Source organism: Pseudomonas sp. Y24-6, assembly GCF_020295325.1.
GTDB lineage: Bacteria > Pseudomonadota > Gammaproteobacteria > Pseudomonadales > Pseudomonadaceae > Aquipseudomonas > Aquipseudomonas gregormendelii.
This window is the reverse complement of the sequence record NZ_JACBXG010000017.1, coordinates 50,329-64,797: the sequence shown is the minus strand read 5'-3', so window position 1 is coordinate 64,797 and position 14,469 is coordinate 50,329. Positions and strand designations below refer to the sequence as shown.

Genomic DNA, 14,469 nt, shown 5'->3' with positions numbered 1-14,469 from the left:
GCCCGCGATGAACGATGACGCGGTCGAGCCTATGGGCCGCGGCGCCTCAATCGCGGGCAAGCCTTGCTCCCACAAGCCCGCTCCCACAGGGTTTTGATTCAGTCCGTGACAGCGTTACACCTTCAGCACCAACTTGCCAAAGTTCTCCCCGCTGAACAACTTCATCAGCGTCTCCGGGAACGTCTCCAGCCCTTCGACGATATCTTCCTTGCTCTTGAGTTGTCCCTTGGCCATCCAGCCCGCCATTTCCTGCCCGGCGGCGGCGAACTGCGCCGCGTAGTCCATCACCACAAAGCCTTCCATGCGAGCGCGGTTGACCAATAGCGACAGGTAATTGGCGGGTCCCTTGACCGCCTCCTTGTTGTTGTACTGGCTAATGGCGCCGCAGATAACCACTCGCGCTTTCATCGCCAAGCGGCTCAGCACTGCATCGAGAATATCGCCGCCGACATTATCGAAATAGACGTCGACCCCTTTGGGGCATTCACGCTTCAGGCCGGCGTGCACATCTTCGTTCTTGTAGTCGATAGCGCCGTCGAAACCCAGTTCCTCGATCAGGAACTTGCACTTGTCCGCGCCACCTGCGATGCCGATCACACGACACCCCTTGAGCTTGGCGATCTGCCCGGCAATGCTGCCCACAGCGCCAGCGGCGCCCGACAGCACCACGGTGTCGCCTTCTTTTGGCGCGCCGACGTCGAGCAAGGCGAAGTAAGCGGTCATGCCCGTCATGCCCAGCGCTGACAAGTAGCGTGGCAGCGGGGCCAGTTTCGGATCGACCTTATAAAAACCCCTTGGCTCGCCGAGGAAATAATCCTGCACGCCAAGGGCACCGTTGACGTAGTCGCCGACGGCAAAACCGGGATTGTTCGACGCAACGACTTTGCCCACGCCCAATGCACGCATGACTTCGCCGATACCGACCGGAGGAATGTAGGACTTGCCCTCGTTCATCCAGCCACGCATGGCCGGGTCCAGGGACAGGTATTCGTTTTTGACCAGGATCTGTCCTGCGCCCGGTTCACCAACCGGTACTTGCTGATAGGTGAAGGTTTCGCGGGTCGCCGGGCCCACCGGACGTTTGGCGAGCAGGAACTGGCGATTGGTCTGGGTAGTCATGACAGGCGCTCAAGAGGGATGAAGCCTTGTTGATAGCCCTTCATGACCCAGGCCGCAAGTCTCGCTGATACGGCGAATGCAGTTCGATCCAGAGCAGTGATAGTCGCTTGGGCGGTTTCATCACTGCTACTCATGGGCAGCCAACCGGCCTCTTGATAGTGCTGACGTGCTGCAGGCACCTGTGTCTAGACTGGGTGCACGCACTTTCCCGGCTTTCTTCGAGGACATGACAATGAGCATGACGTTTTCTGGTCAGGTAGCAGTAGTGACGGGCGCCGGTAATGGTATCGGCCGCGCGACTGCCCAGGCATTCGCCGCTGAAGGCTTGAAAGTGGTGGTCGCCGACCTGGACACGGCAAGCGGCGAAGGTACCGTGGCGCTGATTCGTACTCTGGGCGGCGAAGCGACCTTCGTGCGCTGCGACGTCACTCAGGAAAGCGAAGTGAAACACCTGATGGACGAGGTGGTGAATACCTACGGGCGCCTGGACTATGCCTTCAACAACGCCGGCATTGAAATCGAGAAGGGCAAGCTGGCGGACGGCACGCTTGACGAGTTCGACGCCATCATGGGGGTCAACGTCAAAGGCGTATGGCTGTGCATGAAGTATCAGCTGCCTCTGCTGCTGGCCCAGGGCGGTGGCGCCATCGTCAACACGGCTTCGGTGGCGGGCCTGGGCGCTGCGCCGAAGATGAGCATCTATGCGGCGTCCAAGCACGCAGTGATCGGCCTGACCAAGTCGGCTGCGATCGAGTATGCGAAAAAGAAAATCCGGGTCAATGCCGTGTGCCCTGCGGTGATCGACACCGACATGTTCCGCCGCGCTTATGAGGCGGATCCGAAGAAGGGCGAGTTCGCCAACGCGATGCACCCGGTCGGTCGCATCGGCAAAGTGGAGGAGATCGCCAGTGCGGTGTTGTACCTGTGCAGCGACGGCGCCGCTTTCACCACCGGGCACTCCTTGGCAGTGGACGGCGGCGTAACGGCCTTCTAACCCGCCCGCTTCGCACAAGCCTGCGCAGACCCTGCTTAGGACGCTGTGTAGGCGCTGTCGAGTGCAACGAGGCTGCGATCTTTTACTGTGTCACCCAAGTAAGATCCAGCCACTTTCCATGCGTGTGATCCGCAGGCTCGCCGCTTCTTCATGGCGACTTCGCCGGATCGACCTCCAGCGTTCTGAAAACGACGGGTGCGTAGCTTTTTGCCATTATTCCGACGCCAGAGTCTTGTGTTGCCTTGTGCCCGTTGCGAATCTGCTTGAATAGACTCGATCAGGGGACCCAGTGCAATGAAATCGGCCGTGCAAGGACGTTTTGCCAACCTCGGTATGGCAAAAAAAATGGGTGTGGGGTTTGCCTTGGTACTGTTGTTGACGGCGCTTATCGCGGCAATCGGCGTATGGTCATTGCAGGCCATCAGCCAGCGCTTCAATGATCTCAAACAGATGTCCTCGCTTAATAGCGGCCTGCTCAAGGTCCGCTTGCTCGAGCAGGAGTACGCCTTGCGGGGCGACGCTAAAACCGTCGAGGCCTTGCACGCCGGGGTCGACGAGCTGATTGCCCTGGCGACCGGGCTCAAGCAGGCCTCTGCAGCGAATGTGCCGGTCATGAATGACGTGGAGCAATCGCTGGCGGCTTATAGAAAAGCCTTCGACGAGTTCGTCTCGCTCAGCCAGACCAAGGACCTGGCCTTGGAAATGGCCAATTGGTCAGTCTCAAGCGTTGCCAACAACCTCGATGTTTTGCAGGCCGGGCTCGCCGATGATGGGGCTTACACCCTGAAAGAGTCCCAGGGCAAGGATGGCGCGCAATTCATCGAACAGGCCGGTCAGGTCAGTCAGGTCTCGCGGTTGATGCTGCAGGCGATGAACGAGGCACGTGTACGCCTGGACTTGAGTCGCAAGGGTGATGACGGCGCCGGCCAGGGCAAGATCGAGCAGGCTGACCAGGCGCTGGCCCAGGCTGAGCAGCTCAAATCCACGGTCCTGGATGACGGCTACAAGACGGTGCTCAACGAAGTGACTGGCCACATTGCCGGTTTCAGCGAAAAACTCGCGGAGTACACCGGGCTGCTGGCTCAGGAAAAGACCGTCTATGCGCAGTTGCACCAGCGTGCCGCCCACGTGGTGGATCGAGTGGACCAGGCCTATGTCGCCGAAGATCAGTCCATGCAGGCAGAGCTGAAAAAGAATGCATTGCTGATCATCGGTTCCTCTGTGCTGGCACTCCTGGCCGGCCTGATTGCCGCGTGGGTGATCACCCGCCTGATCGTGGCGCCTCTGCGCAGTGTGATCCAGGTCGCCCAGCGAATTGCATCGGGGGATCTGAGTGCGACGGTCGAGGTGACCCGGCGCGACGAAATCGGTCAACTGATGCACGCCATGCAGCAGATGGGGACCGGGCTAAGCACCATCGTCAGTGGCTTGCAGGCCGGCATCGAACAGTTGGCCAGTTCGGCGCAGTCGTTATCGGCAGGCACCGAGCAGACCAATCTTGAGGTCAGTAGCCAGAAGGAGGAAACCGAGCAGGTGGCCACCGCAATGAACCAGATGACCGCCACCGTGCATGACGTCGCGCGTAATGCAGAGGAGGCCGCTCAAGCGGCGCAGACGGCGGACAGCAAGGTCGAAAGCGGACAGCAAGTGGTGCGCCAGAGCATGGCCCGGATCGAGCTGCTGGCGGATTCAGCGACCTCGGCCAGTTCAAGCATTGAAAGCCTGAGCGCCGAGATCCAGAACATCGGCACGGTGCTCGGCGTCATCAAGAGCGTGGCCGAGCAGACCAATCTGCTGGCGCTGAACGCGGCGATTGAAGCCGCGCGCGCCGGAGAGCAGGGCAGGGGCTTCGCAGTGGTTGCAGATGAAGTTCGAGCCCTGGCCAAGCGCACCCAGCAATCGACCGAGGAAATAGAACGCCTGGTAAGCGCCTTGCGTTCTGCGGCGCACTCATCGGTGCAACAGATCCAGAACAGCGGGGAGCTGGTCAAGCTGGCGGTGAGCGATGCACTGCAGACCGAAAGTGCCTTGGGCAGCATCGCGGCTGCCGTGTCATTGATTCAGCAGATGAACCAGCAAATTGCTGCAGCCGCCGAGGAACAGAGCTCGGTGGCCGAGGAAATCAATAGAAGCGTAACGAGCATCCGTGCCAGTGCCGACCAGTCTTCGCTGGCGATGCAGGGCAATGCCGCTTCCAGTATCGAGCTGGCGCAGTTGGGGATTGAACTGAAGGGGATGGTGGGGCATTTCAGGCTCTGACTCTGTAGGAGCGAGCTCGCGATGGTCGTCAACGATGACTCGGGGATTCAGACACCCCGCAGCGCTCAGACGTTTTTAGCGAGCAAGCTCGCCCCTGCACAGGTCGATCAGTCGTAGATGACTTTTTTCTTCCAGTCCGCATCGGCTTCGACGTCCTTGAGGCCTTCGGTCAACTGGTTCACTTCGTCTTCGGCAGGCGCAGTCTTGTCCATCACCTGGGCATTGGCACGAGCCAGGAGTTTCTCCAGATACTGCAGCTGTTCGGCGTAAACCTGCGGTTCCTGCTGTTTGCGAAGGTATTGAACGCCGCGCTCGAAAGCCAGTCGCGCCTGGCCAGGTTGATTTTGCTGCAGCGAGTGCTGGCCCAGATTGTTGAAAAACTCGATGTGCAGCAGCACCAGGATATGGCGAACTTCACGGATCCAGCGCTTGGCTTCGTTGGTGGGCAGGAAACCGTCCTGGGCTGCGCGGGTAATTTGACCGTGCAGGGCCTCAAGCAGGAAACGTACGTCCTTGGCTTTGGCCTCAGTCTGGATCGGCGCCGGCGGGTTATTGACCGGAATCGATTCCCCTTGCGCGACCAGCGCCGTCAGCTCGGCAATCCGGGCCTTGAGCCCGGCATTGGATTTTTCCAGGTTGAGCAGGCGCTGGCAGACATTGAGCTCCAGGCGCGTCAACAGCAGCTTGAGTGCCGGTGTCATCAACTGCCCAGGGAACGTCTCGGTGATCTCACCGCAACGACGCAGGCGGTCGTTGAGCTCAACCTTGGTGCGGGCCTTCTCCAGCTTGTTGTTTTCCACCACATTGTTCATGTAGCCAATGACGATCAATAGCGCGATCCCGGCTACGACGAGCAGGGTGATCATGAGTGGAGTCACCGGTAAGACCTCTTTATGGGATTCGCGAGCGAGTGTAGTGGCTTGGCATTGGAGCGCATAGCGCCGCACGACGGGTTGAATCGGACAGTGTCCAGCCTGTATCGGCCGTCATGCGCCTTATATAAGTAATCTCTGTACTGGGTGCATATGGCCATCATCTGTGGCCCGGATCGACTATAACGTCTTGGCAGGCGTCAGAATATAGGCGTCAGACACCGGGCGGCGGAAAAGCCCGAAACGCGCCTGAATCCAGGTCGAAGTCATTGATTTAAATAAATTTATATCTGGGGGTTGACGACCTCTCAATCCATCCATAGAATGCGCGCCACTTACAGCGTAAAGCACACAGCGAAACGCGGTAGGGAGTGAATGTTGTACGTGTGTCCCCTTCGTCTAGTGGCCTAGGACACCGCCCTTTCACGGCGGTAACAGGGGTTCGAGTCCCCTAGGGGACGCCAATGCGGGAATAGCTCAGTTGGTAGAGCACGACCTTGCCAAGGTCGGGGTCGCGAGTTCGAGTCTCGTTTCCCGCTCCATTTTTAAACAGTGTTGCTTTCGGGCAGCACTGAGTGAAACCAGAACCAAGTCTTCGGATACGGCTCTGGGCACCGAAACACACACCATGTGTTCCGGGCAGCGTGTCCCCTTCGTCTAGTGGCCTAGGACACCGCCCTTTCACGGCGGTAACAGGGGTTCGAGTCCCCTAGGGGACGCCATTTGCGGGAATAGCTCAGTTGGTAGAGCACGACCTTGCCAAGGTCGGGGTCGCGAGTTCGAGTCTCGTTTCCCGCTCCATATTTAACGAAAACGCCGCTCATTGAGCGGCGTTTTTGTTTGTGCAGAATTTGTTCCCGAGAAGTGAAGAGGCCCGCCAGTCAGACTGAGCGGGCCTTTTGCGTGTGTGGCTGTTTAGATCCAAAGGATCAGGTGACCGGCAATACCGCCAGAAGTGAATGGCTGCCCCAGCCTCAGTCCACGCTGTAGTGAACCGATAGCACGCCTTTTTTCGACGAGACGGAGGCGATGGCGACCGTGCCCAACTCCCTCAGGCTGCGTACATGAGTGCCGCCGCAGCCATAGGCAGGGAGCTCGCCAAAGCTGATTTCCCGTGCGCCTTCGCGTAGCGACGTCAGGCGCGGCAGGTCGTCGGCAATCCACTGATCGAGGCCGATCTGGACAGTCTTTACGTCGACCTCTTGGGCGGACTCGGCAGGTTTGAATTGCACCCGGCCTTCACCTGGCCAGTGATGCGCCTTGACTGGCATCCAGCCCATGGCCTGGACGAGGTGGCCGATCAAATGTCCGGCAGAATGCATGCGGGTATTGAATTGGCGACGTTGCTCGTCGATCCGAATCCGGGTCATGCCCGGGGTTATCGGGCGGTCGACAAAATGGATGATGCGGTCGGGATCCTGGACCACACGAAGCACTTGGCTCTCGCCGATCCAGCCGGTATCAAAAGGCTGTCCACCGCCCTGGGGGTGAAAGAGTGTGGCCCGCAGCACGACGGCGAATTCGTTCTCGTGCGGCATGCAGTCCAGTACTTCCACGTTGGCATTGAGGTCATCACTGTGGAAAAAGAGGCGAAGCGTCATGTGCCGAATCCGGATAAATACTGTTTTTTATTATAGGTAGCGGGGAAAAGCGTGATAATCCGGTCAAACATCAAAGGACTGTTGCGCTGTGAGCATAAATCTTCCGTTGCCGCTGCTGGGTGAAATGGCAATTTTCGTCAAGGTTGTCGAGACTGGCAGCTTCTCTGAAGCGGCTCGTCAACTCGGCTCCTCGCCGTCTGCGGTCAGTCGCAGCATTTCGCGCCTGGAAAAAGCGCTGGCCACTCGCTTGCTGCAACGCACCACGCGCAAGTTGCGGCTCAGTGATGGTGGCGAGGAGGTGTTCAAGCGTTGCCAGGAAATGGTCAGCGCCGCCAGGTCGGTCATGGAGATCAGTGGCCAGTTCACGGATGAGGCAGAAGGGCTGATACGGGTGAGCGTGCCCAAGGCGGTGGGGCGGTTTGTGATTCACCCGCACATGCCGGAATTCTTGCGGCGTTTTCCCAAGGTGGACGTTGAGTTGCTGCTGGAGGATCGGCAGGTGGATCTGATCGATGACCATGTCGACCTGGCCATTCGAATCACTGATCGGCCACCTGCCGGGCTGGTGGGGCGCCAGCTGCTGACGATCGATCATATGCTGTGCGCCACTCCTCAGTACCTGGCCGAACACGGCATACCGACGCATCCCCATGATTTGCTCAACCACAGTTGCATCTACCTGGGAGAAACCCCAAGCGATGCGCGCTGGAAATTTAAAAAGGGCACCAAGGCGATCACGGTCGGTGTGCGCGGGCGTTATGCCGCCAATCACACCGGCGTTCGCCTGGGGGCGGTGTTGCAGCATATCGGAATTGGCAGCCTGCCTTATTTCACGGCACGTCACGCGTTGGAGCAGGGGGTGATCGTGCAGGTGTTGCCGGACTGGACCTTTCTGGCGTCCTACCATGGTGGTGCCTGGCTGCTGCATTCACCAACCCGGTACATGCCGCCGAAGTTGCGCGTGTTTATCGATTATCTGGTGGAGTGCCTGGAGAAAGAGCCGACCTTGGGCAAGCCTGGTCGGGGAGCTGAGTTGGCGGCCTATGAGACGCCTGAAAGTGAAGGTTTGCCCTGAGAGGCTCCATCGCGGACGAGCCTTGCTCCCACGGGGTCAAGGTCAGCCCGCCATGGTCCGGTTTTTCCTGTGGGAGCAAGGCTTGCCCGCGATGGCGTCATCGGCTGCCACGAAAAAGGCCCGCATGTTCACCGTGCGGGCCTCTGGTATTGCTGATCGTGGATCAGTGCTTGCTGTCGTCGTTGGACATCGACAGCAGTTGCTTCTCCTGATTCCAGTCGAACGGCTCATCGTTCTGTTCGGCTTCGAAGCGACGTTCTTCCAGCGCCTGGTACAAATCGATTTCGTCGTCAGGCATGTAGTGCAGGCAGTCACCGGCGAAATACCACAGCAGGTCGCGCGGGACCAGGTGGGCGATTTGCGGGTAGCGGGTGATCACCTGGCAGAGGATGTCCTGGCCCAGGTATTGGCTTTCAATCGGGTCCACTGGCAACAATGCCCGCAGTTCGTCGAAACGCTCCAGGAACAAGGCATGGCTTTCTTCGGGAACCTGCTCGGCCTCGCCCACGGCGACCAGGATGCTGCGCAAGTGGTCCAGCAGGACGAGATGATCGGCAACGATGTTGGACACGAGATAAGTCCTCAAGAGCAAAACGGGCGCGGGAGTATAAAGCTCCTGCGCCCGTTTTTACAGGTAGAACGGAATCAGCGGACCTTTCCGTCGGCCAGTGCCAGCTCTTCCTTGTCGAAGTCATCAACATCGATCACCTTGCGTCGTGCCGCCTCGGCATCACGCAAAGTCAGCGCTTCCACTGGCTGCAACACGCCCGCTTCCAGTGCCGCATCAATCGCGTGTTCCCCGGCAGCCGGCTTGACCTGGCCACTCTTGAGCGCCACATGCAGCTTCTTCTGCAAAGGCTGCGCGGCGTTCAACAGGTTGCACGCGTGCTGCAACGCGCCGACCGCGTCATCTGCCGCCTGCGGGCGGTAGCAACCACCGAGCAACTCTTCCAGGGTCGGATCACCTTTGGCGCGACCGATGACAGCAGCGACCTCGGCACCGAGCTTATCCGACGGACCTTTGTGACGGCGACCGAATGGAAACACGATCACCCGCAGCAGGCAGCCCAGTACTTTGTTCGGGAAGTTGGTCAGCAATTCGTCGAGGGCCTTTTCCGACTGACCGAGGCTTTCTTCCATCGCCCAGTTAAACAGCGGCGCCATATGTTCAGGCGAATCGAGATCGTGGTAACGCTTGAGTGCCGCAGAGGCCAGGTACATGTTGCTGAGTACATCACCCAGGCGTGCCGACAGGCGTTCGCGACGTTTAAGTTCGCCACCCAGCAGCATCATGCTGAGGTCGGCGAGCATGGCGAACGCGGCGGCCTGGCGGTTGAGCGCGCGGAAGTACCCTTGACTCAGGGCATTGCCTGGCGCTCGTTCAAAGTGACCAAAGCCGAGGTTCAGCACCAGGGTGCTGGCGGCGTTGCTAACGGCAAATCCGATGTGCTTGAGCAGCAACGCATCGAACTCGACCAGGGCCTGATCCTTGTCCTCGCGCCCCGCCAGGGCCATTTCCTTGAGTACGAACGGATGGCAGCGAATCGCGCCTTGGCCGAAGATCATCAGGTTGCGCGAAAGGATGTTGGCGCCTTCCACGGTGATGAAGATCGGCGCGCCGTTCCAGCTGCGTCCCAGGTAATTGTTCGGGCCCATGATGATGGCCTTGCCGCCGTGTACATCCATGGCGTGGCTGATGCATTCGCGTCCACGTTCGGTCAGGTGGTACTTGAGGATCGCCGACAGCACCGAAGGTTTCTCGCCCAGGTCTACGGCATTGGCGGTAAGCATCCGCGCTGCATCCATCATCCAGGCATTGCCGCCGATACGCGCCATGGCTTCCTGGATACCCTCGAACGCCGAAAGTGGCACGTTGAACTGCTCGCGGACCTGGGCGTACTGGCCGGTCACCAGGCTGGTGAACTTGGCGGCGCCGGTGCCAACTGCCGGCAGGGAAATCGAACGGCCGACGGACAGGCAGTTCATCAACATCATCCAGCCCTTGCCGAGCATCTCCTGGCCGCCTATCAGGTAGTCCAGGGGGATGAACACGTCCCTGCCGGAATTGGGGCCGTTCATGAACGCCGCGCCCAGTGGCAGGTGGCGACGTCCGATCTCGACGCCAGGGGTGTCAGTTGGAATCAGCGCCAGGCTGATGCCCAGGTCTTCCTTGTCACCCAGCAGATGGTCCGGGTCATAGGCCTTGAACGCCAGGCCGAGGAGGGTCGCGACGGGGCCCAGGGTGATGTAGCGTTTTTCCCAGTTCAGGCGCAGGCCAAGGGTTTCCTGGCCTTCCCATTGACCCTTGCAGATGATCCCGGTGTCGGGCATCGCGCCAGCATCGGAGCCGGCAAGCGGGCCGGTCAGGGCGAAGCACGGAATATCGTCACCGCGCGCCAGGCGTGGCAAGTAGTGGTTGCGTTGTTCGTCGGTGCCATAGTGCAGCAGCAGCTCGGCAGGGCCGAGGGAGTTGGGGACCATCACGGTAGAGGCGAGGTCGCCGCTGCGAGTCGCCAGTTTCATCGCCACCTGGGAGTGGGCATAGGCGGAAAAGCCCTTGCCGCCGAATTCCTTGGGGATGATCAGGGCGAAAAAGCCGTTGTCCTTGATGTGGGCCCAGGCTTGCGGTGGCAGGTCCATGTCCTGGCCGATCTGCCAGTCACTGACCATGGCGCAGAGCTCTTCGGTCGGGCCATCGATAAAGGCCTGTTCCTCTTCGCTCAACTGCACTTTCGGGTAGGCCAGCAACTTATCCCAGTCCGGACGGCCACTGAACAATTCACCGTCCCACCACACCGTGCCGGCGTCGATCGCATCGCGCTCGGTCTGCGACATCGGCGGCAGGGTTTTCTGGAACCAGCTGAACAGTGGCGCGCTGAAAAACTTGCGGCGCAGGTCCGGCAGCAACAAGGGCGCCGCCACGGCGGCGATCAACACCCATAGCAGCAGCAACAACCAGCCTGGCGCGTGACTGAAGGCGCCCATTGCCACCACAAAAACGCCAACGATGCACAAGGCGGGGAGTGGGGCGGAGCGGCGATGCGCCAGATAGGCAATGCCGACGATCAGAACCAGTATCCACAACAACAGCATATTTAATCCTCCGTGAACCAGGGCAAAACCAACCCTCAGAGCTTAGACGGCATCCGTAGCAGGGTGATCAGGGCAAGGTGTTGAATTGTGAGAAACCTTGTAAAAGTTTTGCAGGCACGGTTGGCAACAGGCTGCGCAAATCGTTCGCTGCTCGCGCGACAATGCGCCCATGTTTGGCCGAAATGCCGTTATCTCTGTGCTTATCCTGTCGCTAGACTCGGGTCTTCCCCAGGAGATTGATCTCATGCACGAGTATTTGAGCCCCGGCCGCTTCATCGATAGTGACCACCCGACAGTAGTGGAGTTCGCTGAAAAACACCGTGGTGCCAGTCGCGATCCGCTCGAGCAGGCGATCAATCTCTATTACGCCGTGCGCGAAGCTGTGCGTTACAACCCTTATACCTTCAGCCGCGACCCGCAGACCCTGCGCGGCAGTTACGCGCTGGCGGCAGGGGAAAGCTATTGCGTGCCCAAGGCCACATTGCTGGCTGGCGCGGCGCGGCATTGCGCAATCCCGGCACGTATCGGCCTGGCTGATGTGCGCAATCACCTGTCGACCCCGCGGCTGCTCGAACTGCTCAGGAGCGACGTGTTCGCCATGCACGGTTATACCGAGCTGTTCCTGAACGGACGCTGGGTCAAGGCCACGCCGGCATTCAATCAAGGCCTGTGCGAATTGTTCAAAGTCGCGCCATTGGAGTTCGACGGGATCAACGACAGCGTGTTCCACCCTTTCAATCGCGATGGCGAGCCGTTGATGGAGTACCTGGTCGACCATGGCCAGTTCACTGATGTGCCTGAAGCGTTCTTTTTCGAGCACCTGGAAAAATGTTACCCGCACCTGTTTGCCGGGCAGTTGCCGGCGCTGCTGGGGGATATGCAGAACGATTTGAGTCGCGCCTGATCCGGCGTATGCTGCCTGCGCATTCATCCATAAAGAGGCGCTCATGCTGAAGATCTGGGGTCGCAAGAACTCGTCGAATGTCAGGAAACCGTTGTGGGCCGCCGAGGAGCTGGGCCTGGTTTACGAGGCAATAGATGCCGGCGGTGCCTTTGGCGTCGTGGACACCGCGCATTACCGGGCGATGAACCCTAATGGTCGTGTGCCGGTGATTGAAGACGACGGCTTCGTGCTGTGGGAATCCAATGCCATCGTGCGTTATCTCCTGGCCCGCCACGCCAGCAACAGCGCCTGGTACCCGGCGGATCCGCAAGCCCGCGCCAGCGCCGACAAGTGGATGGACTGGACCACTTCGAACTTTGCAGGCCCGTTCCGCACCGTGTTCTGGGGTGTGCTGCGCACCTCGGCCGATCAACAGGACTGGCCGGCCATCCACGCTGCGATCAAGGAGTGCGACGCGCTGCTGGCGGTAGTCGATCAGGCGTTGACGGCCCAACCCTACCTGTCGGGTGACGAGATCGGCATGGGTGACATCCCCCTGGGCAGTTTTATTTATGCCTGGTTTGAAATGCCCATCGAGCGCGCACCCCAGCCCCATCTTGAGGCCTGGTACGCACGGCTCAAGCAGCGTCCGGCGTATCAGAAAGCCGTCATGACCGCGTTGACTTAATACTCACTATCGACACGCTTGACTGTACTTGTGTGGCGGGGACAAGCACCATTGCGCTCATGCGCTGCGGTTGTGTTAGTCACCGCCCGCCCTTATCTATTCCTTCCTTTCCCTTCTTGGTGCGTAATCCGATATGAGTTCCGCTCTGTCCATCCGGCAGCTAACCAAAACCTACGGCAACGGTTTCCAGGCCCTGAGTGGTATCGATCTGGATGTCGCCGAAGGTGATTTTTTCGCCTTGCTCGGCCCTAACGGTGCGGGCAAGTCCACGACCATCGGCATTCTCTCGACCCTGGTGAACAAGACCAGCGGCACGGTGAACATCTTCGGTCATGATTTGGACAAGAACCCGGCGGCGCTCAAGCGCTCCATCGGCGTCGTGCCCCAGGAATTCAACTTCAACCAGTTCGAAAAGACTTTCGACATCGTCGTGACCCAGGCCGGCTACTACGGCATCCCGCCGAAAATCGCCAAGGAGCGCGCCGAGCAGTACCTGACCCAACTGGGGTTGTGGGACAAGCGCGATACGCCATCGCGATCCCTGTCTGGCGGGATGAAGCGCCGGTTGATGATTGCCCGCGCGCTGGTTCACGAACCGCGCTTGCTGATCCTCGACGAGCCGACGGCGGGGGTGGACATCGAGTTGCGGCGTTCGATGTGGACCTTCCTCACCGAGCTGAACCAGAAAGGCATCACCATCATCCTCACCACCCATTATCTGGAAGAGGCTGAGCAGCTGTGCCGCAACATCGGCATCATTGACCACGGCACCATCGTCGAGAACACCAGCATGAAGCAATTGCTGGGGCAGTTGCATGTGGAGACCTTCCTGCTCGATCTCAAGAACACCTTGAGCGTTGCGCCGCAGTTGCTTGGTTACCCGGCCAGACTGGTCGACGGTCATACCCTTGAGGTCCATGTCGACAAGGCCATGGGCATCACCGCGCTGTTCACCCAGCTTGCGCAGCAGAACATCGAAGTGTTGAGCCTGCGCAACAAAACCAATCGCCTTGAGGAGTTGTTCGTGTCCCTGGTGGAGAAAAATCTGTCGAAGGTGGCGGTATGAGTTCCGAGCTGCAACCCAACCTCGTTGCCCTGAACACTATCGTCTACCGCGAGGTCAGGCGCTTCACCCGAATCTGGCCGCAGACCTTGCTGCCGCCAGCGATCACCATGGTGCTGTACTTCGTGATTTTCGGGAACCTGATCGGTCGGCAAATTGGTGACATGGGTGGCTTCACCTATATGGAGTACATCGTGCCGGGCCTGATCATGATGTCGGTGATCACCAACTCCTACGGCAACGTGGTGTCGAGTTTTTTTGGCAGCAAGTTCCAGCGCTCCATCGAGGAATTGATGGTGTCGCCGGTGTCGCCGCACACAATTCTGATCGGCTACACCCTCGGGGGCGTGCTGCGCGGGTTGATGGTGGGGGTGATCGTGACCCTGTTGTCGCTGTTCTTTACCCATTTGCAGGTGCACCACCTGGGCGTGACCATCCTGGTGGTGGTGCTGACGGCAACGATCTTCTCGTTGCTGGGCTTCATCAACGCCGTGTTTGCGCGCAACTTTGATGACATTTCGATCATCCCGACCTTTGTGCTGACGCCGCTGACGTACCTGGGCGGGGTGTTCTACTCGATTTCCCTGTTGCCGCCGTTCTGGCAAACCGTGTCCCTGGCGAACCCGGTGCTGCACATGGTCAATGCGTTCCGTTACGGCATCCTCGGGGTCTCGGACATCCGCATCAGCGTAGCGATTACCTTCATGCTGGTGGCGACTGTGGTGCTGTATATCGGTTGCGCGCGGTTGCTGGTGAGTGGCCGCGGGATGCGTACTTAAAGTAATCCTGGATAGACAAACGGCCTCCCATGCGGAGGCCGTT

At 59.5% G+C, this 14,469-nt stretch carries 12 protein-coding genes, 4 tRNA genes and 1 pseudogene; 12 read left to right on the top strand and 5 right to left on the bottom strand.

The window, feature by feature from the left end; all coding sequences use genetic code 11:
* Positions 1 to 114: 114 nt before the first annotated feature.
* Positions 115 to 1,119, bottom strand: a complete 1,005-nt coding sequence (locus HYI44_RS25790; RefSeq protein ID WP_122839111.1) for an NADP-dependent oxidoreductase — start codon at positions 1,117 to 1,119, stop codon at positions 115 to 117.
* Positions 1,120 to 1,351: 232 nt separating this feature from the next.
* Between HYI44_RS25790 and HYI44_RS25785 the strand changes: the two genes are divergently transcribed.
* The 3 genes and pseudogenes from HYI44_RS25785 to HYI44_RS29705 all read left to right on the top strand — a co-directional run bounded on the left by HYI44_RS25785 (position 1,352) and on the right by HYI44_RS29705 (position 4,372).
* Positions 1,352 to 2,113 (top strand): SDR family oxidoreductase, encoded by a 762-nt coding sequence (locus HYI44_RS25785; protein WP_122839112.1) that lies wholly within the window; start codon positions 1,352 to 1,354, stop codon positions 2,111 to 2,113.
* Between the two features lie 294 nt (positions 2,114 to 2,407).
* Positions 2,408 to 3,673, top strand: a pseudogene (locus HYI44_RS29710) (methyl-accepting chemotaxis protein); the annotation flags it as partial.
* The gene (locus HYI44_RS29705; RefSeq protein WP_412548513.1) at positions 3,659 to 4,372 is read left to right on the top strand and encodes a methyl-accepting chemotaxis protein; all 714 of its coding nucleotides are present in this window, start codon (positions 3,659 to 3,661) and stop codon (positions 4,370 to 4,372) included. The pseudogene HYI44_RS29710 and the gene HYI44_RS29705, both read left to right, overlap by 15 nt.
* Before the next feature lie 107 nt (positions 4,373 to 4,479).
* Here HYI44_RS29705 and HYI44_RS25775 read toward each other — a convergent pair whose 3' ends face one another.
* Entirely contained in the window at positions 4,480 to 5,238 is a 759-nt protein-coding gene (locus tag HYI44_RS25775) for a hypothetical protein (RefSeq protein WP_045061751.1), read from the bottom strand.
* Positions 5,239 to 5,632: 394 nt separating this feature from the next.
* On the opposite strand from HYI44_RS25775, the gene HYI44_RS25770 reads away from it, so the two are divergent.
* The 4 genes from HYI44_RS25770 (at position 5,633) to HYI44_RS25755 (ending at position 6,045) form a co-directional block, all read left to right on the top strand.
* Positions 5,633 to 5,708 (top strand) — tRNA-Glu (locus tag HYI44_RS25770).
* Between the two features lie 2 nt (positions 5,709 to 5,710).
* Positions 5,711 to 5,786 (top strand) — tRNA-Gly (locus HYI44_RS25765).
* Positions 5,787 to 5,890: 104 nt separating this feature from the next.
* Positions 5,891 to 5,966 (top strand) — tRNA-Glu (locus HYI44_RS25760).
* 3 nt (positions 5,967 to 5,969) lie between these two features.
* Positions 5,970 to 6,045 (top strand) — tRNA-Gly (locus HYI44_RS25755).
* Between the two features lie 173 nt (positions 6,046 to 6,218).
* On the opposite strand, the gene HYI44_RS25750 is transcribed toward HYI44_RS25755, so the two are convergent.
* Positions 6,219 to 6,845: an alanyl-tRNA editing protein gene (locus tag HYI44_RS25750; RefSeq protein ID WP_225570856.1), complete on the bottom strand. Its 627-nt coding sequence runs from the start codon at positions 6,843 to 6,845 to the stop codon at positions 6,219 to 6,221.
* Between the two features lie 88 nt (positions 6,846 to 6,933).
* Between HYI44_RS25750 and HYI44_RS25745 the strand changes: the two genes are divergently transcribed.
* Complete coding sequence (locus tag HYI44_RS25745) at positions 6,934 to 7,920, top strand: LysR family transcriptional regulator (protein WP_225570855.1); 987 nt, start codon at positions 6,934 to 6,936, stop codon at positions 7,918 to 7,920.
* A gap of 163 nt (positions 7,921 to 8,083) precedes the next feature.
* Here the strand turns inward: HYI44_RS25745 and HYI44_RS25740 are convergent, their stop codons facing one another.
* On the bottom strand, positions 8,084 to 8,491 hold the full coding sequence (locus HYI44_RS25740) for a PA2817 family protein (protein WP_225570854.1): 408 nt from the start codon (positions 8,489 to 8,491) through the stop codon (positions 8,084 to 8,086).
* Between the two features lie 74 nt (positions 8,492 to 8,565).
* On the bottom strand, positions 8,566 to 11,013 hold the full coding sequence (locus HYI44_RS25735) for an acyl-CoA dehydrogenase (protein ID WP_225570853.1): 2,448 nt from the start codon (positions 11,011 to 11,013) through the stop codon (positions 8,566 to 8,568).
* Positions 11,014 to 11,257: 244 nt separating this feature from the next.
* Between HYI44_RS25735 and HYI44_RS25730 the strand changes: the two genes are divergently transcribed.
* The 4 genes from HYI44_RS25730 to HYI44_RS25715 all read left to right on the top strand — a co-directional run bounded on the left by HYI44_RS25730 (position 11,258) and on the right by HYI44_RS25715 (position 14,426).
* A complete protein-coding gene (locus tag HYI44_RS25730) occupies positions 11,258 to 11,917 on the top strand; it encodes a transglutaminase-like domain-containing protein (protein ID WP_225570852.1) in 660 nt (219 codons plus the stop codon).
* A gap of 43 nt (positions 11,918 to 11,960) precedes the next feature.
* Positions 11,961 to 12,584, top strand: coding sequence for a glutathione S-transferase family protein (locus tag HYI44_RS25725; protein ID WP_122839119.1), 624 nt, complete (start codon positions 11,961 to 11,963; stop codon positions 12,582 to 12,584).
* 133 nt (positions 12,585 to 12,717) lie between these two features.
* On the top strand, positions 12,718 to 13,650 hold the full coding sequence (locus tag HYI44_RS25720; RefSeq protein WP_225570851.1) for an ABC transporter ATP-binding protein: 933 nt from the start codon (positions 12,718 to 12,720) through the stop codon (positions 13,648 to 13,650).
* Positions 13,647 to 14,426, top strand: a complete 780-nt coding sequence (locus HYI44_RS25715) for an ABC transporter permease (RefSeq protein WP_122839120.1) — start codon at positions 13,647 to 13,649, stop codon at positions 14,424 to 14,426. The genes HYI44_RS25720 and HYI44_RS25715 overlap by 4 nt, the downstream gene beginning before the upstream one ends.
* Positions 14,427 to 14,469: the final 43 nt, after the last annotated feature.

What these genes read in the sequence shown, in the direction of transcription:
- HYI44_RS25790 (WP_122839111.1), bottom strand. Translation starts at nt 1,119, where the DNA reads ATGACTACCCAGACCAATCGCCAGTTCCTGCTCGCCAAACGTCCGGTG.
- HYI44_RS25785 (WP_122839112.1), top strand. Translation starts at nt 1,352, where the DNA reads ATGAGCATGACGTTTTCTGGTCAGGTAGCAGTAGTGACGGGCGCCGGT.
- HYI44_RS29705 (WP_412548513.1), top strand. Translation starts at nt 3,659, where the DNA reads ATGAACCAGATGACCGCCACCGTGCATGACGTCGCGCGTAATGCAGAG.
- HYI44_RS25775 (WP_045061751.1), bottom strand. Translation starts at nt 5,238, where the DNA reads ATGATCACCCTGCTCGTCGTAGCCGGGATCGCGCTATTGATCGTCATT.
- HYI44_RS25750 (WP_225570856.1), bottom strand. Translation starts at nt 6,845, where the DNA reads ATGACGCTTCGCCTCTTTTTCCACAGTGATGACCTCAATGCCAACGTG.
- HYI44_RS25735 (WP_225570853.1), bottom strand. Translation starts at nt 11,013, where the DNA reads ATGCTGTTGTTGTGGATACTGGTTCTGATCGTCGGCATTGCCTATCTG.
- HYI44_RS25730 (WP_225570852.1), top strand. Translation starts at nt 11,258, where the DNA reads ATGCACGAGTATTTGAGCCCCGGCCGCTTCATCGATAGTGACCACCCG.
- HYI44_RS25725 (WP_122839119.1), top strand. Translation starts at nt 11,961, where the DNA reads ATGCTGAAGATCTGGGGTCGCAAGAACTCGTCGAATGTCAGGAAACCG.
- HYI44_RS25720 (WP_225570851.1), top strand. Translation starts at nt 12,718, where the DNA reads ATGAGTTCCGCTCTGTCCATCCGGCAGCTAACCAAAACCTACGGCAAC.
- HYI44_RS25715 (WP_122839120.1), top strand. Translation starts at nt 13,647, where the DNA reads ATGAGTTCCGAGCTGCAACCCAACCTCGTTGCCCTGAACACTATCGTC.